Annotated in this window: 25 protein-coding genes; 15 read left to right on the forward strand and 10 right to left on the reverse strand. The window is 35.0% G+C overall.

Features of this window, described 5'->3' with window-relative positions; genetic code table 11:
* The first annotated feature begins 15 nt into the window (after positions 1 to 15).
* The 4 genes from ACM40_RS16100 to ACM40_RS16115 are packed head-to-tail and all read left to right on the forward strand — an operon-like array spanning position 16 to position 3096.
* Positions 16 to 639, forward strand: a complete 624-nt coding sequence (locus tag ACM40_RS16100; RefSeq protein WP_048503836.1) for a TMEM175 family protein — start codon at positions 16 to 18, stop codon at positions 637 to 639.
* Positions 640 to 1323 (forward strand): potassium channel family protein, encoded by a 684-nt coding sequence (locus ACM40_RS16105; RefSeq protein ID WP_228376198.1) that lies wholly within the window; start codon positions 640 to 642, stop codon positions 1321 to 1323.
* Positions 1324 to 1330: 7 nt separating this feature from the next.
* Positions 1331 to 2347 (forward strand): bestrophin family protein, encoded by a 1017-nt coding sequence (locus tag ACM40_RS16110; RefSeq protein ID WP_048503837.1) that lies wholly within the window; start codon positions 1331 to 1333, stop codon positions 2345 to 2347.
* Between the two features lie 14 nt (positions 2348 to 2361).
* Positions 2362 to 3096, forward strand: a complete 735-nt coding sequence (locus ACM40_RS16115) for a hypothetical protein (RefSeq protein ID WP_048503838.1) — start codon at positions 2362 to 2364, stop codon at positions 3094 to 3096.
* A 368-nt stretch (positions 3097 to 3464) separates the two neighbouring features.
* Here the strand turns inward: ACM40_RS16115 and ACM40_RS16120 are convergent, their stop codons facing one another.
* Both ACM40_RS16120 and ACM40_RS16125 read right to left on the reverse strand, forming a co-directional pair.
* Positions 3465 to 3749: a hypothetical protein gene (locus tag ACM40_RS16120; protein ID WP_048503839.1), complete on the reverse strand. Its 285-nt coding sequence runs from the start codon at positions 3747 to 3749 to the stop codon at positions 3465 to 3467.
* 95 nt (positions 3750 to 3844) lie between these two features.
* Positions 3845 to 4537 (reverse strand): DUF1003 domain-containing protein, encoded by a 693-nt coding sequence (locus tag ACM40_RS16125; protein ID WP_048503840.1) that lies wholly within the window; start codon positions 4535 to 4537, stop codon positions 3845 to 3847.
* A gap of 146 nt (positions 4538 to 4683) precedes the next feature.
* On the opposite strand from ACM40_RS16125, the gene ACM40_RS16130 reads away from it, so the two are divergent.
* On the forward strand, positions 4684 to 7194 hold the full coding sequence (locus tag ACM40_RS16130) for a cation-translocating P-type ATPase (protein ID WP_048503841.1): 2511 nt from the start codon (positions 4684 to 4686) through the stop codon (positions 7192 to 7194).
* Between the two features lie 77 nt (positions 7195 to 7271).
* Positions 7272 to 7829 carry an inorganic diphosphatase gene (locus ACM40_RS16135; RefSeq protein ID WP_048503842.1) on the forward strand — a complete coding sequence of 186 codons (558 nt, stop codon included), beginning with the start codon at positions 7272 to 7274 and terminating at the stop codon, positions 7827 to 7829.
* An 83-nt stretch (positions 7830 to 7912) separates the two neighbouring features.
* Here ACM40_RS16135 and ACM40_RS20190 read toward each other — a convergent pair whose 3' ends face one another.
* From ACM40_RS20190 to ACM40_RS16155, 4 genes are all read right to left on the reverse strand, one after another.
* Positions 7913 to 8971 carry an MlaD family protein gene (locus tag ACM40_RS20190; protein ID WP_053077123.1) on the reverse strand — a complete coding sequence of 353 codons (1059 nt, stop codon included), beginning with the start codon at positions 8969 to 8971 and terminating at the stop codon, positions 7913 to 7915.
* 11 nt (positions 8972 to 8982) lie between these two features.
* The gene (locus tag ACM40_RS16145; RefSeq protein ID WP_048503843.1) at positions 8983 to 9762 is read right to left on the reverse strand and encodes an ABC transporter ATP-binding protein; all 780 of its coding nucleotides are present in this window, start codon (positions 9760 to 9762) and stop codon (positions 8983 to 8985) included.
* On the reverse strand, positions 9762 to 10526 hold the full coding sequence (locus tag ACM40_RS16150) for an MlaE family ABC transporter permease (protein ID WP_027380723.1): 765 nt from the start codon (positions 10524 to 10526) through the stop codon (positions 9762 to 9764). The genes ACM40_RS16145 and ACM40_RS16150 overlap by 1 nt, the downstream gene beginning before the upstream one ends.
* A gap of 117 nt (positions 10527 to 10643) precedes the next feature.
* Positions 10644 to 11306: a BON domain-containing protein gene (locus tag ACM40_RS16155; protein ID WP_048503844.1), complete on the reverse strand. Its 663-nt coding sequence runs from the start codon at positions 11304 to 11306 to the stop codon at positions 10644 to 10646.
* Between the two features lie 226 nt (positions 11307 to 11532).
* Between ACM40_RS16155 and ACM40_RS16160 the strand changes: the two genes are divergently transcribed.
* A complete protein-coding gene (locus tag ACM40_RS16160; RefSeq protein ID WP_048503845.1) occupies positions 11533 to 12468 on the forward strand; it encodes a 1-phosphofructokinase family hexose kinase in 936 nt (311 codons plus the stop codon).
* 130 nt (positions 12469 to 12598) lie between these two features.
* Here the strand turns inward: ACM40_RS16160 and ACM40_RS16165 are convergent, their stop codons facing one another.
* The 4 genes from ACM40_RS16165 to ACM40_RS16180 all read right to left on the reverse strand — a co-directional run bounded on the left by ACM40_RS16165 (position 12599) and on the right by ACM40_RS16180 (position 15549).
* Positions 12599 to 13072 carry a Dps family protein gene (locus ACM40_RS16165; RefSeq protein ID WP_027380726.1) on the reverse strand — a complete coding sequence of 158 codons (474 nt, stop codon included), beginning with the start codon at positions 13070 to 13072 and terminating at the stop codon, positions 12599 to 12601.
* Positions 13073 to 13111: 39 nt separating this feature from the next.
* Positions 13112 to 13873: an SDR family NAD(P)-dependent oxidoreductase gene (locus ACM40_RS16170; protein ID WP_048504028.1), complete on the reverse strand. Its 762-nt coding sequence runs from the start codon at positions 13871 to 13873 to the stop codon at positions 13112 to 13114.
* Positions 13874 to 14031: 158 nt separating this feature from the next.
* Positions 14032 to 14697, reverse strand: coding sequence for a BON domain-containing protein (locus tag ACM40_RS16175; protein ID WP_048503846.1), 666 nt, complete (start codon positions 14695 to 14697; stop codon positions 14032 to 14034).
* A 222-nt stretch (positions 14698 to 14919) separates the two neighbouring features.
* Positions 14920 to 15549, reverse strand: coding sequence for a hypothetical protein (locus tag ACM40_RS16180; RefSeq protein ID WP_131705380.1), 630 nt, complete (start codon positions 15547 to 15549; stop codon positions 14920 to 14922).
* A 288-nt stretch (positions 15550 to 15837) separates the two neighbouring features.
* Between ACM40_RS16180 and ACM40_RS16185 the strand changes: the two genes are divergently transcribed.
* The 8 genes from ACM40_RS16185 (at position 15838) to ACM40_RS20870 (ending at position 23461) form a co-directional block, all read left to right on the forward strand.
* Positions 15838 to 17220, forward strand: a complete 1383-nt coding sequence (locus tag ACM40_RS16185; RefSeq protein ID WP_048503848.1) for a L,D-transpeptidase family protein — start codon at positions 15838 to 15840, stop codon at positions 17218 to 17220.
* Between the two features lie 7 nt (positions 17221 to 17227).
* Positions 17228 to 18103, forward strand: coding sequence for a universal stress protein (locus ACM40_RS16190; RefSeq protein WP_027380730.1), 876 nt, complete (start codon positions 17228 to 17230; stop codon positions 18101 to 18103).
* A gap of 134 nt (positions 18104 to 18237) precedes the next feature.
* Positions 18238 to 19446, forward strand: a complete 1209-nt coding sequence (locus ACM40_RS16195; protein ID WP_048503849.1) for a PAS domain-containing sensor histidine kinase — start codon at positions 18238 to 18240, stop codon at positions 19444 to 19446.
* 5 nt (positions 19447 to 19451) lie between these two features.
* Positions 19452 to 20504 carry a response regulator gene (locus tag ACM40_RS16200; RefSeq protein WP_048503850.1) on the forward strand — a complete coding sequence of 351 codons (1053 nt, stop codon included), beginning with the start codon at positions 19452 to 19454 and terminating at the stop codon, positions 20502 to 20504.
* A gap of 79 nt (positions 20505 to 20583) precedes the next feature.
* A complete protein-coding gene (locus tag ACM40_RS16205; protein ID WP_048503851.1) occupies positions 20584 to 20940 on the forward strand; it encodes a hypothetical protein in 357 nt (118 codons plus the stop codon).
* An 85-nt stretch (positions 20941 to 21025) separates the two neighbouring features.
* Positions 21026 to 21457 carry an Hsp20/alpha crystallin family protein gene (locus ACM40_RS16210; protein WP_048503852.1) on the forward strand — a complete coding sequence of 144 codons (432 nt, stop codon included), beginning with the start codon at positions 21026 to 21028 and terminating at the stop codon, positions 21455 to 21457.
* 105 nt (positions 21458 to 21562) lie between these two features.
* Positions 21563 to 22930: an MBL fold metallo-hydrolase RNA specificity domain-containing protein gene (locus ACM40_RS16215; protein WP_048503853.1), complete on the forward strand. Its 1368-nt coding sequence runs from the start codon at positions 21563 to 21565 to the stop codon at positions 22928 to 22930.
* 285 nt (positions 22931 to 23215) lie between these two features.
* Positions 23216 to 23461 carry a hypothetical protein gene (locus tag ACM40_RS20870; RefSeq protein ID WP_316932880.1) on the forward strand — a complete coding sequence of 82 codons (246 nt, stop codon included), beginning with the start codon at positions 23216 to 23218 and terminating at the stop codon, positions 23459 to 23461.
* Positions 23462 to 23514: the final 53 nt, after the last annotated feature.

Here is a 23514-nt window from a genome sequence, read left to right on the forward strand (position 1 = left end):
TATAATATTACTAAAATGACATCATACAATAATTTAGCAGGACAAAGCACAAGTAGAATTGAAGCTTTAAGTGATGCCGTTTTTGCTGTGGCTATGACACTTCTTGTACTAGAAATAAAAGTACCGGAATTTCACGAACCCATAACCGACAAAGAATTGATATCAGATTTTCTGAAGCTGATGCCCAAATTTTTGGTATATTTTCTGAGTTTTATTACTGCCGGAATATTTTGGGTAGGTCAATCTGCACAGTTTAAATATATCAAAAGCAGTGACAGAAATATCACTTGGTTTAATTTATTGTTTTTGCTTTTTATCTCTGTTTTGCCGTTTTCTACCGCTTTTTTGGGCGATTATATCACTTCCAGATTTTCAATTTTTTTATATTGGTTAAATATTTTTCTTTTGGGAATTATGCTTTACATCAATTGGGAATACGCCCAAAAGCATAATTTTATTTCAGAAGAGATGAAAGAAACAGTGTATATTCCTTTAAGGAGACGAATGATTTGGTCGCAGGGACTCTATTTTGCGGCCGCTTTATTATGTTTTATCAACATTTATTTAAGTATTGTGGCCATTATTTTAATTCAGCTAAATCAGGCTTTTGCCGTTATCGGAAACAGAAAAACAAAGTAAATGCCAAATTTTCATATGATTAAAACACTGAAGAATTATTTAAATAACCACAAATATGAAGTATTGCTTATTGCATTGGCACAACATCTTTTTATGGGTGTTTTTTTAAGTAATTTAACTTTATACACCAAAGTAATTTGGCCACTCAATATGCTCATACTTGGCATGGCAAGTGTGGGAGTGTTTATAGAAAAGGGTCAATGGAAAAATATAATTCAGAAAATACTTTTTCTACTTGTTTTGGTACTACCAATCGGTTTGACATTTTGGGGCAACAATACGCATTACTTTATTTTTCTAAACATAGGATATGTAGTTTTCTTTCTTTTCATTTTTGGGGAAGTGCTAAAATATTTAATAAAGCCAAGTTATATCAATACTGATATTATTTCAGCTTCGGCGTGTGGTTATCTTTTACTTATAGAAATCAGCACATTCCTGCTGCAATTTTTTGTATACCAAAATACACAATCCTTCAAAGGCATTGATTTGTCAAGTCCGGCCTTAACATATATGGATCTGGTGTATTTCAGTTCTATTACACTTACCAGTATTGGCTTTGGTGATATTACACCCGGTATATACTACACCAAATTAATTACTTCATTTTTTGGAATTGCAGGACAGTTTTATTCAGTAGTATTGGTGGGTATTTTAATCAGTAAATTTTCATCAAAAAATTAATTACCTTATGAACACAGGATCACACTATAAACTTCACCATTTTATTCCGTGGACGAGAACAAAGATTTATAAGATGCTTATTCTAAGTATCGTTCCAACGCTATTGTTTTATTTCCTGGACTGGAAGTGGCTGGCTATTCCATGGGTTCCGGTGGCCTTATTGGGCACAGCGACTTCTTTTATTTCGGGATTCAAAAATACCCAAACCTATAACCGAAGCTGGGAAGCCCGTCAGATTTATGGTACTATTATTAATAACAGCCGTAGTTTCGGTATTCTGGTAAAAGATTTTATAAGATTAGATGATAAAGTGGAAGAAGCAGCTTTGCATCAACAAATCATTTACCGTCATTTTGCATGGCTTACCGCATTAAGGTTTCAACTTAGAGAAATAAAAAGCTGGGAACATGTAAAGACAAAAAGCTATAATAAAGAATATTTACAATACTATGAAGTCCCTGAATGGGAAGGTAAACTTGAAGATGAGCTTAAGGAATTCTTAGGTGATGATGAGCTTCGGCATGTGCTTTCTACCAAGAATAGAGCAACACAGATCATTGTTTTGCAGTCTTCCCAGTTGAGAAAATTAAATGAAGAAAGTAAAATTTCAGATTACAATTATACTGCGCTTGAAAATCAATTTAAGGAATTGTATGATCAGCAGGGTAAATGCGAAAGAATTAAAAATTTTCCTTATCCACGACAGTTTTCAAGCATTAATCTCTATTTTACGAATGCTTTGTGTTTTTTGCTTCCTTTAGGATTTTTAGGAGAGTTTTCCAAAATGATCGATAAATTTGGAGACCCTGTAGTCTGGCTTACCATTCCGTTTAGTGTGCTCTTAGGCTGGGTATTTCTGGTTTTGGAACAGATAGGTGAGAGTACGGAAAATCCGTTTGAAGGGAATGCCAATGATATTCCGATCACTCAGATCAGCAGGAACATAGAAATTGACCTGCGTGAAATGCTGGGCGAAAAGGAACTCCCATCTGCCATACAGCCTATTAATAATATTGTCATGTAAAAAATAAAAAAATTATGAGTATAGAATCTGTAAGAAAATGGTATCCGAAGGCGTTAACGTCTATCGATACTGTTAATCGGTTATTAGACACGATCGAAAAACATTTGAAATTAAAGCCTGATCAGTTGATGCATGCAGACAGTATGTGCTGTGACGATGTTAATGCTATACAATATCCTCCAAGAGCCTATGAAATGCTTGGCCCGTTTCATTTGGGAGGGCTGGATGGTTTTCCCTTTGCCGGACTTACAGGAATGGGGGCTTTTGCCCATCATGTTCCTGAAGATGGAGCAGTGATCATTTTTTATGCTCCCCATATTGGAATTACCAGAGAAGGACAAATAGGAGAGATAAGCAGGATCGGGCAGAGCAGCAATTCTGCCTGTTGTGGTGCGGCAAAAGGAGCACTTGGAAAACTGGTAGCAGGGCAGATCATAGAAGGAAATATCACCTCACTTGATTTTCAGATGAATACAATTGAACAGATTTTCCTCCACAGTAAAGAGAGAATTCTGAATGCAGAAAATCAAATTTTTGAAGCAACGGAGGTCATGTATGAAGCCATAGATAAACGCATCGAAGTACTGGTAAAAGAAACCAGCTATCCATGTAAATATGTAATTCTGGTAGGTGGTATTTTTATTAATGGAGACAAAGATATGGGCTCATTCTGCCAGTATAAAAAATTTGAATACATCAATCTTGAAACCCAGGAACGGAAAAGTCTGATGAATGAATACTTCCATTAAATTTATAACGACCTGCTTACAATGCTATAATGCTGTGAGCAGGTTATAAAAAATAGTTTTAACTTGTAAAATATCAATAGATCTGCTACAAAAATGATTTAAATTTATGGTGTAAAGTTTAAAACCTTTATCCATGAATAAACAGTAACAGCAAGTCAAGGCTCGAAAAGATTAGCTTAAAATCTATTTAGAATCGAGGTCAATTGATCTAATGTTGGAATTTCATCCTTATTGTTAAATATACTTTTCATGCATTCAAAAAGTTTTAAAGGAGTTTTTTAATAAAATTCAGATAGATTTTTATTTTAACGACTCAGTTTACGCAGTATAAATTGAGTCGAATTTAATGCATTTCAGACTCTTAAGGATTATTTCTTAGCAAATTTTTTAGCTCCTTCATTACTGCCTTTAAAAGTGACATAACATCCTAGTACAAACCCGAAATTATACCAATTACCATTATTGGCAACTTCATAGACGGTGATATCTTTTTCAAATAAGCTTAGCACAAAAGAAACGGGAGAGATCATGCCTTGCCAAAATCCGTGTAAAAACCCGGCATTTGTTGAATGTATGCAGCTTGATAAATCGTGTGTTGTAGCACAGCTACCCAGTAAAAACAGCAGAAGCAGTAAAAATAATTTGGGATTCATAAGTTTTAATTTTTTTATCTAATATAAAAGTGTTTTCTTGTAAATGAAGCTCAGGAAAGTCCCGATAATATTCCATAAGTAGATAGGAACAGTGGCTACCTTTTTCTCTTCATTTCCGTTATAAGATCCTCAAGATAATCAGTTTGTATATCTTGTATTTCCAAGAGTTTTTTATTTTGGTTTACCAATAGGTGGTCTATTTTTTCACTCAGTAATTTAATTTCTAATTCAGCTTTTAAATTGATTTTGTAATCGTGTTCTCCTCTCAGTCTGTCTTTTTGTTCCTGTCTGTTTTGGCTCATCATAATAATGGGCGCTTGAATGGCGGCTAAACATGAAAGAATAAGATTGAGTAAAATAAATGGAAACGGATCAAATGAATTGGTTAATAACCAAACATTTATCATCATCCATAGTAATATAAATGAAAAAAACACCATAATAAATGTCCAGCTGCCTCCAAATAGTGCTACTTTATCTGCAACTTTTTCTCCAATAGTTAATTCTGATTCAATTTCATCCTGTATATTTTCTGACAGAATGGAGTTATTTTTAATGGCATCCATCACATCCAAGTCTATAATGGCCAGTTCACCTTTTTCCTGTGATATTAAAGAAGTCAGATATAGTCGTCTGTATTTATTAAGTTCAATTAAAGAGATATAATGATCTTTTGAAAAGCCAGGGAAATCCATTCTTAATAAATTAAAAATACCATCTCTGATGTCCTGACCCTGTATTTCTTCACCTTTCCCGATCTTTTTTTTGCTGATATAGCTTGTTTCCATTGTTGTTAATTGATCATTCAAAATTCCAGAAAGATTCCAGAATATTCTATGATCAGTATCACGATAAAACCTGATCCAGGTCAGGCATGGAAACTCAATTTGTATATAAATAATTGTTTATTTTTAGATAACCGATTTAATTTGATATGTCTTACAACTTACCTGAAGGTCTTAGAGGTCTTACAAACGATGAAGTGGAAGCTTCCAGACTGCAATATGGATATAATCGCCTGGAGGATATCCGTAAGAATACATGGTTTGATTTGCTTATTGGTATTTTAAAAGAACCCATGCTAATTTTGCTTATCATTATTTCCCTCATTTATGTGATTGTGGGAGATTATGGCGAGGCTGCTTTTATGTTTGTGGCAATTGTGGCGGTGACTGCAATATCCTTTTATCAGGATAACCGCAGTAAAAAAGCGTTGGAAGAACTTGAAAAACTCAACGAACCTTTAAGTACAGTTATCAGAAACTCAGAGGCTGTAGAAATTCCGACCCATGAGATTGTGGTAGGTGATTTATGCATCACCGAGGAGGGTAGAATTATAAATGCTGATGGAAAGATTTTGCATAGTAATGATTTTTCCGTTAATGAATCCTCGCTTACAGGAGAAAGCTTTTCGGTTTTCAAGGACAGCATCTCAGAGGATAATCTTGTATACAGCGGAACAGTTACAGTTTCAGGATTGGCCGTTTTTAAAGTACAAAAGATAGGAAAAGAAACACGTGTTGGTAAAATTGGAGAATCAATACTGAATATAAAAGAAGAAATTTCGCCATTGCAGATTCAAATCCGGAAGTTTGTAAAATGGATGGCAGCTGTCGGGATCGTTATTTTTTTGATAGTCTGTATATTCAGTTATATCAAAACCGGAGATCTGGTAACGAGCCTGCTTAGTGGATTAACGCTAGCCATGTCTGTATTGCCAGAAGAAATTCCTGTGGCATTTACAACTTTTATGGCCTTGGGAGCGTGGAAGCTTATGCGTGAAGGAATTATTATTAAGCGGAGCAGTATTGTAGAAACCCTGGGAAGTACCACGGTTATCTGTACCGATAAAACAGGTACCATTACTGAGAATTCGATGAAACTTCAACATTTATATAATTACCTTTCCGATAAGATTTATGAAGAAAAGGAATTTGAGTCTGACGAATTGAAAGAACTGATTGATTATGCAATGTGGAGTAGTGAGCCAGTCCCTTTTGACCCTATGGAAATAACTTTACACAAAATGTATGAGGAAACTCAAAAGAGTGATGCAAGAAAAGAATATCAAATGTTTCACGAATATCCGCTTGAAGGGAAGCCTCCAATGATGACCCATCTTTTTGAAAACACAAATAAAGACAGAATTATTGCAGCGAAAGGAGCTCCCGAAGCTATTCTTAGTGTTTCCAGGCTTTCAGAGACGGAAAAAAGTAAGATAAGAGATATTGTAAAAACATTTGGACAGCAAGGTTATCGTGTATTGGGAGTTGCTAAGTCTCATTTTGAAGGAAACAGCTTTCCAAAGAAACAGCAGGATTTTGAATTTGAATTTTTAGGACTGACCGTCTTTTATGATCCTCCCAAAAAAGGAATAAAAGAGGTATTTCAAAGTATTTATGATGCAGGGATCAAGGTGAAAGTCATTACAGGCGATAATGCAGATACGACGAATGCAATTGCACTTCAGGCAGGAATTAAAAATGATGCTCCGGCAATCAATGGCAGTGATATTATAGGACGTGCTGAAGAAGAGCTGATGCAGATCTCAGAGAACACAGTTCTGTTTACCAGAATGTTTCCCGATGCAAAGCTCGCGGTAGTGAACGCTCTGAAAAAGAATGGCGAAGTGGTAGCGATGCTTGGAGATGGTGTGAACGATGGTCCTGCGTTAAAAGCTGCCCATATTGGCGTAGCAATGGGGAATAAAGGAACTGAAATTGCCAAATCTGCTGCTGCATTGGTTATTACGAATGATGATTTAGAAAAACTTATTGTTGGAATTGCCGCAGGAAGAAGAATTTATACCAATATTAAAAAGGCGATTCAATATATTATTTCCATTCATATTCCTATAATACTGACGGTTTCTTTACCTCTGTTTTTGGGATGGATATTCCCACATATATTCACTCCGGTTCATGTTATTTTCCTGGAGCTTGTCATGGGACCGACCTGTTCTATTGTATATGAAAATGAACCTATGGAAAGAAATACAATGAAACAGCCTCCAAGAGCGATGGGAGATACTTTTTTAAGTTTTAATGAATTGGGAATCAGTATTGTGCAGGGGGTAGTGATCACCCTGGGAGTTCTGTTTGTATATCAGTTTACAGTTCAGCACGGTGGTAACGAAGAAAAGACGAGGGCGATGGTGTTCAGTACATTAATTTTTGCCAATATATTGCTGAGTTTTGTTAACAGATCATTCTTTTACAGTATGCTGGAAAGTTTCAGAAACCGTAATCCTTTACTTATGGGTATTTCTGCCTTAGTCGTGGTGATGCTTTTAGTCATATTATATGTAAAACCTATTTCTCTATTCTTTAAAGTAACAGCGCTCCATATAAACGAATTGGGGATGGCTGTTTTCATTGCAGCGGTTTCTGTTTTATGGTTTGAGATCTATAAATATGTAAAAAGGATAAGAAAAGCAAAGGCATAGTGACGATCATCATTTTTTTATAATACTATATTCTTGAAATTTACAATAATAAATTAAAAACAATTAAGGCTAAGGTAATGATAGGAAACCAACACCCATGGCATGACGTTTCACCAGGAGAGCATCTGCCACAAATAGTTACGGCAATTATTGAAATTCCCACTGGTAGCCGCACAAAATACGAAATCGATAAGCCTTCAGGATTAATAAGATTGGATAGAATTCTTTTATCCTCCATGTATTATCCTGCCAATTATGGGATAATACCACAGACTTACTACAGTGACGGAGATCCGTTAGATATTTTGGTGTTATGTTCGGAAAGTCTTGTTCCGCTTACTCTGGTTAATGCAAGGGTAATAGGAATAATGGAGATGACGGACGAAGATAAAAAAGACCATAAAATAATAGCGGTGACTGAAAATGATTCTTCTCTCCTGCATATCCATGATATTGAAGACCTGCCAGCTTATACAGTTAATGAGATTCAGAATTTTTTTGAAGAATATAAAAAATTGGAGGGAAAAGCTGTACAGGTATTTGGTTTTAAAAATAAGAAAGAAGCTTTCGATTGTATTGAAGAAAGTCTGATGATGTATGTCAAAGAAATCAAGCCTAAAATGAAAAATATCTGACCAGGTTTATTTTCTGCGGATCTTGTGGTAGCTTAGCATGGCGAAGAATAAATGAATCACACTTTTGAATGGATTAACATTAATTATCTTTTTTGTTTTCCGGTTTCTTTTTTCTTTTTATTAAAATAGCCTCTTAATAAAAAATTATTCCTGGCGGCGGCTTCAAGTTCTCTCAGTTCACCGACGCCTTTCTCAATATTGATAATAGTGGAGTCAACTGACTTTCCAAGTTTAGGATTGTTGGTGAGCTTCGATAAAACATTCTCATCATTGTTTATTTTTGAAGTAAACTCTATTAAATCATCTGAGCTTTTTTCAAGATTGCGGACTGTCTTTTCTATTGAAATAGCTAAAGTATCATTGGAAGATAACTGAGAAAGCACATTATTTTTATCATTAAGTTTTGTAGTGAAAATACTGATTTCACGAGAGCTGTTCTGTAAATTAGAAATGCTGTTTTCAATATTATCTGACCATTTCTTATCGGTAAATATTTTTGCAATAATTCCGTTTTTATTATTCAGTAAGGGAGTAAATTTTGCCAGTTCCCGAGAGCTTATCTGTAAATTTTCTATGGTTCTGTCAATGCTCGACGCAAAATCTTTATTGGTCATTATTTTTGTCAACAAGCTATTCTTATTATTCATTTTACTACTGAATTTAACCAGCTCATCAGTAATTGTTTTAGCGTTGTCTGTACTTTGTTTTATACTTGAGAACAGATCATCTATTTCAATGGTTTTATAAGAAGCAATCACATCATTATCCTTCACTATGGTAGTGGAGGTGGTGCCGGGCGAAATAATAAGAATTTTATCACCCATTAATCCATCTGATGCTATACTGGCAACCGCGTCAGTTTTTATATATTTCTGAACATCCTTTCTGATGACTAGCTTTACAAGAACCAATGAATCTGAAATAAAATCTATTTTATTAACCGTTCCTATGTTAATACCTGAAAGGCGGACATTACTTCCCTGCTTTAATCCGCTGACATTCTTAAACTCTGAACGCAGAACGAAATTAGAGCCAAACAGATTTCTGTTGACCCCAATAAAGTAAATGGCTGTTATGAAAAGAAGGATGCCTGCTGCTACAAAAACTCCCAATTTCCAATTGTTTGACGACTCGTTGCTCATGACTGCTTTATTTATTTTTCAAAAAAAGATTTTACCCAATCATCGGCATTATTTTCTATGTCTTTATAGTTGCCTTCAGCTTTAATTAGGCCGTCCTTCAGGACGATAATTCTGTCACCGGTATATTTTGCACAGGTTAAATCATGGGTTATGATAATGGATGAGGTATTGTATTTTATTTTGATATTTCGGATGAGTTCGATAATTTCACGGGCTGTGATCGTATCTAAACCTCCGGTTGGCTCATCATAAATTATAATTTCAGGTTTAATGATTAATGCTCTTGCCAGTCCTATTCTCTTTCTCATTCCTCCGGACAGTTCTGCCGGCAATTGGTCAATAGCTCCTTCCAGACCTACGTTTTGTAATGCTTCTTTAACAGCAGATTCAATTTCCTGTTCAGTAAGGTTTTTATGATTGTGCTGTAATGTAAAAATCAAATTCTCCCGGACTGTCATAGAGTCATATAAAGCTCCGTTTTGAAACAGAAAGCCAATCTTCATCCTGATCCGGTTAAGCTCTTCCTCATTCAATTTTGTTATATCCTTTCCTGATATAAATATTTCCCCTTTATCCACTTTAGTGAGACCGACAAGGCATTTAACAGCAACGGACTTACCTGAGCCTGACTTTCCCAATATAATCAGATTTTCTCCTCTTTTAACGGTAAAACTGATGCCGTTCAACACCTTATTACTGCCATAAGATTTGTAAACATTTTTAAATTCTATCAATGATGTGCCGGTTGTTGGCTGGTCATATCTGATAGGTAAATTTTTATTATTTTCCATTATAATTCAAAAAATAGATCAGTTACCTGCACTGCTACCAAATCAATGATAAAAATCATCAGCGAGGCTAAAACTACGGCTGAATTTGCAGCTTTTCCCACGCTTTTTGTACCCCCCGAAGCATTAAACCCTTCATAACAGCCAATAATCCCGATAAAAAAACCGAAAAAAAAGGTTTTAATGATAGCCGGTAAAATATCTGTGTATTCCAGGGATTCAAATATGTTAGAAAAATAATGCGCTATATTACTTTCGCCGTGCATATTGATCCCGATAAAACCACCCATGATTCCGATCAGATCAGCATAGAGGACTAAAATAGGAATCATTAATGTTGTAGCAAGGGTTCTGGTCACCACCAGATACCGATAAGGGTTGATCGCTGAAACTTCCATGGCATCAATTTGTTCCGTTACTTTCATAGAGCCTAATTCAGCTCCAATTCCTGATGAAACCCTTCCAGCACAAATCAAAGCCGTAATGACAGGTGCAATCTCTCTTATTAATGACAGCGAAACCATACCGGGGATCATAGACTCGGCTCCGAACCTTGCCATAGCCGGGCGCGATTGTATGGTAAGTACCAGCCCCATGATGAAACCTGTTATGGTCACTAATGCTAATGACTGATAACCAACAACAAAACACTGTCGGGTAAACTCTTTAAACTCAAAACCCGGTTTGAAAATTTCTTTAAAAAAGCGGCCGGAGAATAAAGCTATATTACCTACAATACTGAGGCTTTTTTTTAAATAGATTTCCATGATGTTGTGTTTATGAATATTTTATATGCAATGGGACTATTTTATTGTAAAGTAGTTTTAGCTGATAGATAAAAATTGATCGTCCACAATGTTTAGGATATATGAGACCTTTATAAATTATAAATCGTACTCATAATCCACTGTTAACTCATTTTTTACATCTTGTATACCAGGTGTTTTCCAGACAATGCGTCCTGCTTCTTCCTTTTGATGCCAGGTATGTACCGTCCCTGTTAATGTGGCCGTTCTTCCTGATACTGATACATTGATTTCACTATTATCAATTGAGCTTCTGCCAAGGGCTTTTTCAATATCGCTCTTTTCAACAGTGTTCCGTATTTCCGGGTTGACAATAATGTTATTATAAATGCCTTTAACGCCGGGAAGATACTTTACAGCATTTTCTGTAATATCCCTTATGTACTCCCAGGACACTTCACCATCCAGATCTACCCAACCGCTTTCTACTTTTACTGTTATTTTTTCTTGTGGAATAAATGAGTTTGCATTAAAAGCAGCTATAATTTCACCGGCAATTTCGATATCAGTTTTTGACCGGGGATCGGGTAATTTTACTTCGATATCTTCTACTAAAACCTTTACCCCAAAAACATTTTTTGCAGCATGTTCAGCCTGCAGTTTTTTTGCATAACTGTCCACAGTACCTGTAAGAGAAACAATTCCGTTTTTTACAATAACACCAATTTCTGCTGAATGCAGCAGAGGTTCCCATTGAATGGCATCCTGAACATCTTTTTGTAATTCTGCATTTGTTTTCATTTGATTATAAATTTATATTTCAAAGTTCCCGAAACTTTACAGAAGATAAGATGACCGGCATCACTATGAAACATGATGTTGATCAGGTCAAATATTTGGCAGTCTGTTCCTTATTGTTGAAATTTGAATTAATATAGGCAATATTATTTTTTTTAATAAGAGGACAGTAATAATTTGATAACGATACTGTTTTGAATAATTGAGTAGTATAAAAAAGTTTAATAAAATGGACAAAACTATTTTAACAATCACATTGAATCCGTCGGTAGACAAGAGCAGCAGTGTTGAAAACATCATTCCTGAAAAAAAGTTACGTTGTAATTCCCCTAAATATGAGGCAGGAGGAGGTGGGGTTAATGTATCCAGAGCATTAAAAAGATTGGGAATCTCATCAGATACTTTTTTTACTTCCGGTGGAAGAACCGGCAGATTGCTGGAAGAGTTACTTCAAGCCGAACAACTCAATATATTACCTTTCCATATTGCTGCAGAAACCCGGGAAAATTTTACTGTTTTAGATACTTCTAATAACAAGCAGTATAGGTTTGGATTTCCAGGAGAACTGTTAACAGAAGAAGTGCAAGACGAAATTTTAAGTAGTGTTGAGGTAATAAATCCGTTTCCTGATTTTGTAGTAATCAGTGGCAGTTTACCGACAGAAACCGACCCGGATGTTATAAAACAGATTGTTAATATGTGTAAGTCAAAGAGGAGTAAGGTAATTATTGACACCTCAGGAGAAGCCCTGAAAACAGCTGTAGAAGAGGGTGTATTTTTATTAAAACCCAATATAGGGGAGCTTGCTGTTTTAGTTGGAAAAGACAAGCTGGAAGAAAGTGATGTAGATCAAGCCGCCCAACTTATCATTTCGCAGGGTAAAGCTGAGATTGTGGTAGTCTCATTAGGTTCTCGGGGAGCCGTTTTATTTTCATCAACTGAAAAAATCCAGATAAAGGCACCTCATGTAGAAGTGAAAAGCACGGTTGGTGCCGGAGACAGCATGGTTGCCGGAATGGTTTATGTTTTGGTGAAAGGAGGTGATTATAAAGAAGTCCTTTCCATGGGAATCGCTTGTGGATCTGCCACTACAATGGCCGAAGGAACAGGACTTTTTACAAAGGAAAATGTAGATCGTTTATATAAAGAAATTGAAAAACAATAGACGAAATTTCATTGGATTTACAAAGATAATGTGAATTATAATTGCTAAAACGATTGATGCTTCATGATATTATATTTTTTTATTAAAATTAGATATTTCAATCGTGGCTATATTTTTAATTATTACTTCATCATAATAAATAAGAACGTAAATACCAGGCCATTTTTTGATGTGTTTCTATGAGACCAATAATAAAATGGCCCGTTGCTATATCATGGAAATCATCTGTACAGCACTTGACATGTTCACGAAGTTTGGTGATAAGACTTTCATGATCTTTCAACAATTCTGCAATTAAAGTCTGGCTGTAGTTTTTATCTCCTTCTTGTTCGGTAAGATGAGTTAAGTTGAGGTATGATTGTAAAGTTGCCGGTACAAGATGCCCGATAGAGCGGATTCTTTCTGCGGTATTGTTTATTATTTTCTGCAGTTGTTCGGATTGGGTTTCAAAAAAGGTATGTTTATCATAAAAATCAGCTCCTTCAATATTCCATTGGGCATTTTTTGTTTTCATATGCAAAACGTTTTCATCTGCCAGTATTTTTATCAGTTCATCAGCAACTGCCTGTCGATGATTGTCAGTTATTCCTATTTGTATTTTCATAACTAATTAGTTTTCTTAGTATTGTAAAAAATGCCTATATTATTCAGTAGACATTCCACCATCAATGATCTGAGTTGTTCCTGTAATGAACTGACTGTCGTCACCGGCAAGAAATAAAACCAGCTGTGCTATTTCAATAGGTTCAGCATAACGTCCTAATGGTATTGCCGCTTCAAATTGTTTTTTTGCATCATCGCCGTGTCCCGGAGCAGAATTTTCTTCTATAGAGCGCATCATTCTGTTATTTACGGGAGATGGGTGAACCGTATTCACTCTGATTTTTCGTGAAGCTGCCTCAAGAGCTGTGGCCCTCATAATGCCTACTACAGCATGTTTACTGGTGACATAGGCGCTTAGCCCTGGAAATCCCAATATTCCGGCAACAGATGAAGTCAGAATGATGCTTCCCCCATCATTCATCTGGGGTAAAACATATTTATTTCCCAGCCATACACCTTTAATATTGACGGATATGACTGTATCAAAAACGTCTTCAGGATAATTTTCAATTGGCTTCACAACCCCTTCAATACCGGCATTGTTGAAAAAAACATCTATTTTTCCAAATAGCTTTATGGTTTCAGCCACGTAGTGTTCAACTTCAGCAGCTTTTGAAACATCAGCAACACAATACCTTATATGTTCACTGTTTAATTCGTAAGCAGCTTCTTTTAATGCATTTTCAGAGAGGTCGACAAGCATTACTTTTGCCCCTTCTTCTAAAAATAGTTTAGCTGTAATTTTTCCAATGCTTCCGGAGCCGCCTGTTATAATGGCTACTTTATTTTCTAAATTTTTCATAATTTCGGATTTGCAGATTGAATTTATATTTACTATTTTCTTAATAATCTGGTTAATGGTATCACAGTGATGCAAAAGAATTAAAATTGATCCCTATGTGCGAATAAAAACCTGTGGAAAACCATATGATCTTCCACAGGTCAGAGGTTAATCAGAGATTAATAAAAATCGTACTCATAATTAACTTCCAGTTCATTTTTTACGTTCCATATACCGGGAGTTTTCCAGGCAATACGGCCTGCTTCTTCTTTTTGATACAAAGAATTTGCACTTCCGGTTAAAGTTACTGTTGTTCCTAACACAGATACTTTAATTTCATTATCATAGATTGAACTTCTTTTCAGTGCGTCTTCAATATCTTTTTTTTGTATTGAATCATCTGCCTCTGATTTGATTTTAATTTTATTGATCAGACCCTTTACACCGCTAAGATATTTTACTACACTTGCTGCCTCTTCTTTTTGGTAATGCCAAGGTAATTCTCCTTCCAAAGTAACCCATCCGTCTTCAACTTTTATCTTGATATTGTCATCGGGAATAGAGTAGTTTGATTTAAAAGTATCTAATACTTCTTTTGCGACTTCAGCATCAGTTTTTTTCCAAGAGCTCGGAAATTGTACTTCAATATTTTCAACTAAAGCTTTAACTCCGCCCACTTTTTTTGCTGCATTTTCTGCTTCAGCTTTTTTTAGATAGCTGTCGACTATTCCGGTAAGAGAAACTACACCGTCTTTTGCGATAACGCCAATCTCCGCAGCGTGTAATAGAGGTTCCCATTTAATGGCATTTTGAACGTCTCTTTGTAATTTTGCGTTTGTTTTCATTTTAAATTTTTTTTGGTTAATAAAAAGTTGAAATTTGAAATAATGAATCGTATATAATTAAACCAAATTTTAAGGTTGATTTTTTATCAAATTGGTTTTGTATTGTATTTTTTACTGATATTTTCTACTTAAAAAGTTAAATTCTTTACAGGAATATTGCTAAACAACCAGCCCTTTATCTTTTGCATTGATCATGATGATTTACTATAGGTTTTGTATTCGTTATTTTTCAATAAATCCCTCCTGCTGCATTTTATTACGAAGAGCCCGGGCAATTTCGTTCGTTAGTCTTTTTACTCCCTTCGGATCATACGTTTCTGTAATTCCTGACCATATTATTTTATCATCCTTAATAGAATAAATTATAGTTTCAATAATGAATTTTTTGGTGATGGTATAATTGCCGGGAATATTGTAATACATCCAGTTTCTGTAATAATAGGTGATGAAATCATTATAGTACATTGGGTACATATAGTATTGCTGGGGAGTATACACTTTTTCTTTATCCACATCAATCAAACGCATCGTTATCGCAGCGTCAAAACCGTCTTTTTTTATTCTACTCCGTAAAGCCTGTTCATCTTTTATGTTAAAATTTTCATCCAGATAACTGTAAGAGGTAATGCCTTTTCCATCGAGGTATTCCGCCATTTCATCTTCGGCACTGCGGCGATTGGTTTCATTTCTTAATAGTGCCATCACCAATACTTTTTTCCAATCTGTAGGGTGAATCTGTTTATCCGGATCCCGCCAACTGCTTGCTATATGAGTGGAGCTGCAGGAATTGAGGAGTACTGTACATACCAATGCTGTAAAAAGAATCACTTTATGATAGTATAATTTTTTCATGATCATGTTTTATATTAATTCCTATCAAAGGTCCTGAAACTGCATAGGAAATTATATGATACGCATCACTGGGAAAAATGATGCTGGTCAGTTCTTTAGTTCAGCCCTTTATAAGCGCTAAATCAATTATTGACTTTAAACCAATTTAGATTGATCCTTTTATATTAAGTGTTTAGGGAGTCCCGGTGAAACTTAAATTAAATTATAGCTTTATCATGATTTTTAGTGACGGTAGTCATTATTTAGCAAGACCGGAATTTGGAAATTTACACTGCTAAATGATTACTCATGAAAACTTTTATGAACTTCGCGATTATTTTTTTCTGTACTGTTTGCAGTACTATTGTATTTGGTCAGAATGCAAAAACGAATACTGAGATAGCCATACTTCTTAAAGACAACGTGAATCTCTCTACGCTGCATTACCCAAAATCTGTTATTCAGTTTTATACCCAAAATGATTCTGAATATGCTTGGGTACATGTTATGCAGAAGTCAGATCAACCTGAAGCAGCAATGTTGTTACTAGAGTATTCTTACCGGTTCGGACTCTCTTTATCTGATTATCATTGGGAAGCTATTTCTCTTCAGAAATTAAGAAAATTGAGAGGTTCTCCTGTAGAAGTAAATCAAAAAGAGAAGGCTGTGTTCGATATTCTGATGACCGATGCTTTAATAACATTTATTAATAATCTGCATTTTGGAAAATACAACCCTTCATACAATTCGGCATATATTGATGCCAACGACATTAATGGATTTCGCTCAGAGGATACATTGATATATGCAAAAAAGCAAACAGATTTTCTTAAAGCAATCCTTGATGTTCAGCCTGAGATTAAAGCATACACAGATCTTCAAAATTATTTGAATGGACTCTATGAAGAAAACGATTGCCTGGCTCCTCAAACGGAAATTGAAAAGATTGTTATCAATATGGAACGCCTGCGATGGATCAATACAAGAGATCAAGCATATGTATTAGTCAATATTCCTTCCTATACATTAGAATTTCACCATAAAGACAGTGTATCTGATTTCAAAGTAATTATAGGAAAGCCAACTACTAGAACTCCGGTCTTGGAAAGCAGCATTAATTATTTTACAACAGCCCCCGACTGGAAAGTTCCCCAAAGCATATTCATCAAAGAAATGCTACCAAAAATTTTAAAAAACAGTGGGTATTTGGAAGATCACCATTATGCAGTTTACGATAAGCAAGGCCATGAAGTCGAAATAACTTCGTCAAAATTAAAAGAGATCCGTCAAAACCCTCATAGATATAGTGTAAGACAATCATCCGGATGTGATAATGCACTGGGAGCGGTGGTTTTTAGATTTGACAACTCTTATGGAGTATATCTCCATGATACTTCTCAAAAACAATTGTTTAATAAAGATGAAAGAGCTTTGAGCCATGGGTGTATCCGTGTTGAAAATGCTAAAGAACTCGCATCTCTTCTATTAAAATATGACCACTCTGAACATAAGATTCCCATTTTAGAAAAAGCGATGGCCGACTACCAAAGAAAAGATTTTGTTTTAAAGCAACCGGTTCCTATCATTATTACTTATCTGACTTGCTTAATAAAAGATGGAAAACCTGTACTATATAAAGACATTTATCATTTTGATGATTCACTCGAAAATAAAATTAACCAAAATAAATAATAGAATTATGAGAACGATTGTAGTACCTACAGACTATTCAAAGCCGGCAAAAAATGCAGCGTTGTATGCACTTCATCTGGCTAATGCTCTAAAGTGTAATATTGATTTGTGCCATGCCTTTGCATTGCCGGTTGAAAGCCCTATGCTTGGGCAGACTGCGTGGGCTTTATATGAATATCCTGCTTTACAGGATGAAAACAGTAAAGAGATGAAAAAATTGGTAAAAGTACTTGAAGATAAAGAGAAAGCTTTATGGGGAGATGAGACTTTCCCTTATCATCCGTCGATATATTATTCTTGTGAGGGAGGTGATGCTGTGCAGTTAATAAATAATACAGCAGCCAATAATAAAACATTGCTTATTGTAATGGGGATGCAGGGAGCCGGGATGCTTGCCCGGTTTATTTTTGGAAGCAACAGTCTTAAAATGATTGAAAATACACAACATCCGCTTCTGTTAATTCCTCAAAACCATAAATATAAGGAAATAAATAAGATTGCTTTTGCAACAGATCTGAAGAAAAAAGATATAAAAATTGCTCAATCATTAATTAAATTTGCCCAATACTTTGATGCCGAACTTTTAATTACCCATATTATTCAAAGCAATAATGATGTGATTCAGGATGCTGCTTATGAGCATAAAAAAGAAGTGTTTTTAAAGGCTCTGGATGGTAAAGTTTGTTATAACTGTATTTACAGCGAAAATATAGATTACGGTTTAGATATATTAAAAAATAAAGATATTGATATCTTGGCAATGGGTCATGATCACCGGGATTTTCTCGAAAGATTTACAAAGAGCAGCCATGCTGCAAGACAGGCCGCCGGGTTAGAAATTCCACTACTAATCATTCCGGAAACTGATCAGCTGTTTTTTTAATTTAGATTTCATTTTTTTTAATCTTGTTTGTTGATAATAATTAGTAATAATTTAATATTTTAACATTTTTCATATTCAGATACCTTTAGTATACTAAAATTCATACCTTTAAATAATAGTTTAAGATATGGATTATGGAAAGCGCTAAACTTTTGCATGCTATTATAGAAACAGCGATTGATGGGATTATAACCATTGATAACAGGGGGAGAATAGAAAGTCTGAATCCCTCTGCGCTAAAAATATTTGGGTATAAAGAAGAAGAGTTGGTAGGTAAAAATATTTCAGTACTGATGCCGGAACCCGATAAAAGCAGACACGATGGTTATCTGCTTAATTATCAAAATACCGGCGAAAAAAAAATAATAGGCAAAGGAAGGGAAGTTAGGGGCTTGAGAAAAGATGGGACCCAATTTCCCTTCAGGCTTGCTGTAAGTGAAGTGCAATATCAGGATAGGGTGATTTACACAGGTTTTATCCATGATCTTTCTAAAGAAAAAGAAGCGGAAGAATCTCTTAAAAGATATGCTAGCGAACTGGAGGAATTAGTTGAAAACCGTACAAAATCGCTTAAAAAGATGCTTCGTGAATTGGAAATGGCAAAAGAAGAAGCCAATGTATCGCTGGCAAAAGAAAAAAATCTTAACAAAATGAAAAGTCGGTTCGTATCAATGGCATCGCACGAGTTTCGAACCCCTTTAAGTTCTATGCAGCTTTCTGCCGTACTTATTGAAAAATATCTTCAAACTTCAGACAATATCCAGATATTAAAACATCTTCATAAGATAAAAAATGCAATTGCCAGTTTGAATTCCATTCTCAATGATTTTCTTTCTTTAGAAAAATTGGATACCGGGATTGTAAAACCTCATTATGGCTCATTTGATATTGTAAAATTCTCAGAAGAACTTACGGAAGAAATGCAACTTATCACCAAAGAAGATCAAATTATTATTTATCAGCATACAGGATCAGAAGGTGATGTAAATCTGGATCAAAATTTATTAAGGAATTGTTTAATGAATTTAATAAGCAATGCTATAAAATATTCGGGAGAGCATACATTGATTGAATTCTCTACAGAGATAAATGAAGATAAGTATGTGTTTTCAGTAAAAGATAATGGAATAGGAATACCCGAGGAAGACCAATCCGGTCTTTTTCAGCCATTTTTTAGAGCTCATAACATAGGGAATATTCCTGGGACCGGTTTGGGTCTCAATATTGTACAGCGGTATGTAAATCTCATGGATGGTAAGATCCATTTCGAGAGTCAATCTGGCAAGGGTACCGAATTTACCTTATCATTTCATAAAAATTTAGCTAACAATACTCCAATTTAGTTCCAATGGAAAAAACACGCCTATTGATTATCGAAGATAATGACGATATCCGCGAAAGCACTTCGGAAATTCTTCAGCTTGCCAGTTATGAAGTATTTCAGGCTTCTAATGGTAAACAGGGAGTAGATCTGGCCATTAAACACATACCGGATGTGATATTATGTGATATTATGATGCCGGAGCTTGACGGGTATGGAGTATTACATCTTTTAAGCAAAAGAGAAGATACCGCACTTATCCCTTTTATTTTTATAACGGCAAAAACGGATCGGGTAGAAGTCCGAAAAGGAATAGAAATGGGAGCGGATGACTATCTAACCAAACCATTTGATGATATAGAACTTCTCAGTGCTATTGAAAGCCGATTGAAAAAGAAGGAACGTCAGAAAAGCCTTTATAGCAATATTCTTACTCAAATGACCAATTTATTTCATGGTTCGCACGGACTTGATGAATTAAAGAAAGCTTTTGATGAACGAAAAGTCAAATCTTTTAAAAAGAAGCAGATTATATATTATGAGGGTGATACTGCAAACGCTGTTTATCTTATTATATCAGGCTCAGTGAAAACAACAAAAATGACAGAAGACGGGAAAGAACTCATGACAGGAGTCTACAGTCCGGAAGAATATTTTGGAATCACTTCATTATTTGCAGGAAAAGAATATAAAGAAACAGCTGAAGTATTGGAGGATGCTACCTTATGCTCAGTTCCCAGAGAAGTTATTGATCAATTATTATATAAATATCCCGACATAGCGGAAAAATTCATCAAAATTCTTGCCCAGAATGTTATTACCCACGAAGAGCAGCTATTGCAGCTTGCGTATTTTTCTGTGAGAAAAAGAATGGCAGAAGTCTTACTTAAACTCCATACAAAACATCCCCACACTCAAAATTTTGAAATTTCAAGAGAAAACCTAGCTTCTATGGCTGGAATGGCTATTGAAACGGTAAGCAGAATTCTCAGTGATTTTAAAGAAGAAAATTTAATAGACCGAAGTGCCGGAAAGATTACCATACTTGATGTTTTAAGACTTCAAAAGCTTAAAAACTAATCACTATCACTTTTTATAATGATTTCATGCATTTGTAAGTTCTATGCTGTTCAATACATTTGAAGATTGAACCGACAGTATGAAAGTCATAGTTTACAATATCAGTCAGGAAGATAAAAAGATTCTGGCTTTGGCTAATCGTAAAAAACATAAAATTACGATTATAGTAGATCCTTTAAGTGAAGCTACCGTTCATTTTGCAGAAGCAAAAGATACTGCCATAATCATTGATCAGGAAAACCCGGTTTCAAACAGTCTTATTTTGAAACTTATATCCTTTGGGATCAGATATTTTATATTCAGATTCCAGGAACAGGCTCCTGTGGATGTATCAATAATTCAGGATGCCGGATTGAAATACATTACCATTACAGATTCAACATTGAACATTTCATCAGTAATTAAAATTCTTGATGCCTGGGAAAAAAGTGATTAGCATCATTTCAAAACGCAACGGTAGTCATGATTTAAAAATTATTTCCATTATACCTTTGGTGTATAAACCTTAAAATAATTGTATTATGAAAACTTTAGAAAAAATCAATCCAACAAATCAAACTCAATCCTTAGAATCTCTGATAGAAGATTTTTGGAAGAATGATGGTATTGTTAATCAGTTGGTTAAATCAGAACCAACAGTTAACATTATTGATAAAAATGGGGTCTATAAGCTAAAAGTTTCAGCTCCGGGATTTAAGAAAAAAGATTTCAAAGTGGCCGTTGAGGACGGAACATTGACCATTAGTGCTGCAACCAGTGCAGAGAAAAAAGAAGAAAAAGAAAATTATGTCAGAAAAGAATTTTCAGCTTCCTCATTTGTCCGCAGTTTCCGTTTACCCGATAGTATTAGTTTAGGCCATATAAAAGCTAATTATAAAGGGGGACTATTAAATATTACCATTAATAAATCTAATCTGGATAAAAAAGAAGTAAAAGAGATCAAAATACGCTAAAATTTTTCAGTATTAATTCATAAAAACCTATTGCGCATTCAGGAGATTATTCAAGTGTCAGAACCAAAATAGGCTGGTGCGCAACAGATTTATAAAAATAAAAAAATGGATACTATTATTCTAAAATCTCTTGGAGGAGCCGAAACAGTTACCGGATCCAAGCATTTATTAAAAACCTCGGAACTTACTATATTAGTAGATTGTGGATTGTTTCAGGGCATTAAATCTTTGCGTGAACAAAACTGGGAATCATTAAATATCGATGTTGCTGAAATAGATATTGTCATTCTTACGCATGCTCATCTTGATCATTGCGGTTATATTCCTCTTCTTGTAAAAAACGGATTTAAAGGTAAAATTTACATGACTGAGCCTACCAAAGAATTAGCAAAATTGATTTTACTCGATAGTGCAAAGCTGCAGGAAGAAGATGCGGAGAAAGCGAATTTTCATCATTATACCAAACATAATCCTGCAAAACCGTTGTATACGATAAACGATGCTGAAAGATCTTTTAAACAATTTTTTACGGTTAATGAAAACACCATGATCAAACTTAGTGATCATATTCAATGCAGGTTCAAGCCCTGCGGACATATCATTGGAGCCTGTTCCGTGGAGATCACATGTTTTGAGAAAACGATCATTTTTTCAGGAGATATCGGACGGACTCACAGCGCTATTTTACCTCCTCCTGATTTTTTCACCAAAGCAGATTTTATAGTGATGGAATCAACATACGGAGACAGACTTCATGACAATACCAATTTGTATGATAAATTGGAACACTGGATCAATCTCACTGTTAAAAACCATGGTAATATAATTATTCCCAGTTTTGCTGTAGGCAGGGCACAGGAGCTTATTTACATCCTTTATCAGCTCAAGGAACAGAACAGAATCCCTTACAATCTTCCTGTAATTATGGATAGCCCAATGGCTGCTTCTGCCACTGATATTATGGTTGAATATGCTGAACACACAATTGTTAATAAAGAAAAATGGCTGGAAATTATTGAACAGGTGAATATCAATAAAGAATATACGAATACTGAAGAAATAGTTCATGATAAGCAAAGTAAAATAATAATTGCCGGCAGTGGTATGATGACAGGAGGGCGTGTTCTTGAGTATTTAAAGCATGATGTAGGAAATAGCCGGAATACCGTATTAATTGTCGGGTTTCAGGCAGAAGGTACTCGTGGAAGAGCATTGCTTAATGAATCTCATGAGTTGAAAATTCACGGAAAATATTATCCTGTAAACGCAAATGTTGTTGAATTGACAGGATTATCTGCACACGCTGACCAATATGAACTGATGGAGTGGATAAGGAAATTTAAAAATCCGCCGAAACAGATCATGCTTGTTCACGGTGAACCCTCTGCCCAGGAAGCATTAAGGGTAAAAATTCAAACGGAGTTGCAAATACCGGTAAAGATTCTAATAAAAGATAAGGAAGTCGTTTTCTAAAACAATGCTGATTGCTCTTGCTTAAAAGCAATTAGCATTTATTGCATGGAACTTCTTATCAAAAATGACATACAAATCTTAATCATTTTTGTTACTGAAGATAGTATTATTTATAATCATTCTGAAAAGAAAAATATCTAATTTTGTATTGTGAGAAAGTTCATTTCCATAGTATTACTTTCCTTTTATTTGGTTTCGACAACTGAGTTATATCAGTTGTTGAAAGTTCCTGTCCTTATAGAGCATTTTTTAGAACATAAGGAACAAAATAAGGATATGACTCTTATGGCTTTTCTTAAGATGCATTATGATCATCCTGTAAAAGATGCTGACTATCAAACCGATCAAAAACTACCCTTCATCGTTCATTCTTTTCCTCTTACTCTTGTCTTCACTGTAAGTCCTAATATCACTTTTGAGGTCAAAAAGCAGATCATAACAGATCATCATGAGAAAATTTATTCTTATGATGAACCTATTTATGATAGAGATGCTTTAAATTCTATCTGGCAGCCACCTAAAAACTGTTAATCATTTCCGTTTGTTTTTAAAGTTCAACACGTTGGTGTTGGTCTCTATCCTGC

The organism is Chryseobacterium sp. BLS98, assembly GCF_001045445.1.
GTDB lineage: Bacteria > Bacteroidota > Bacteroidia > Flavobacteriales > Weeksellaceae > Chryseobacterium.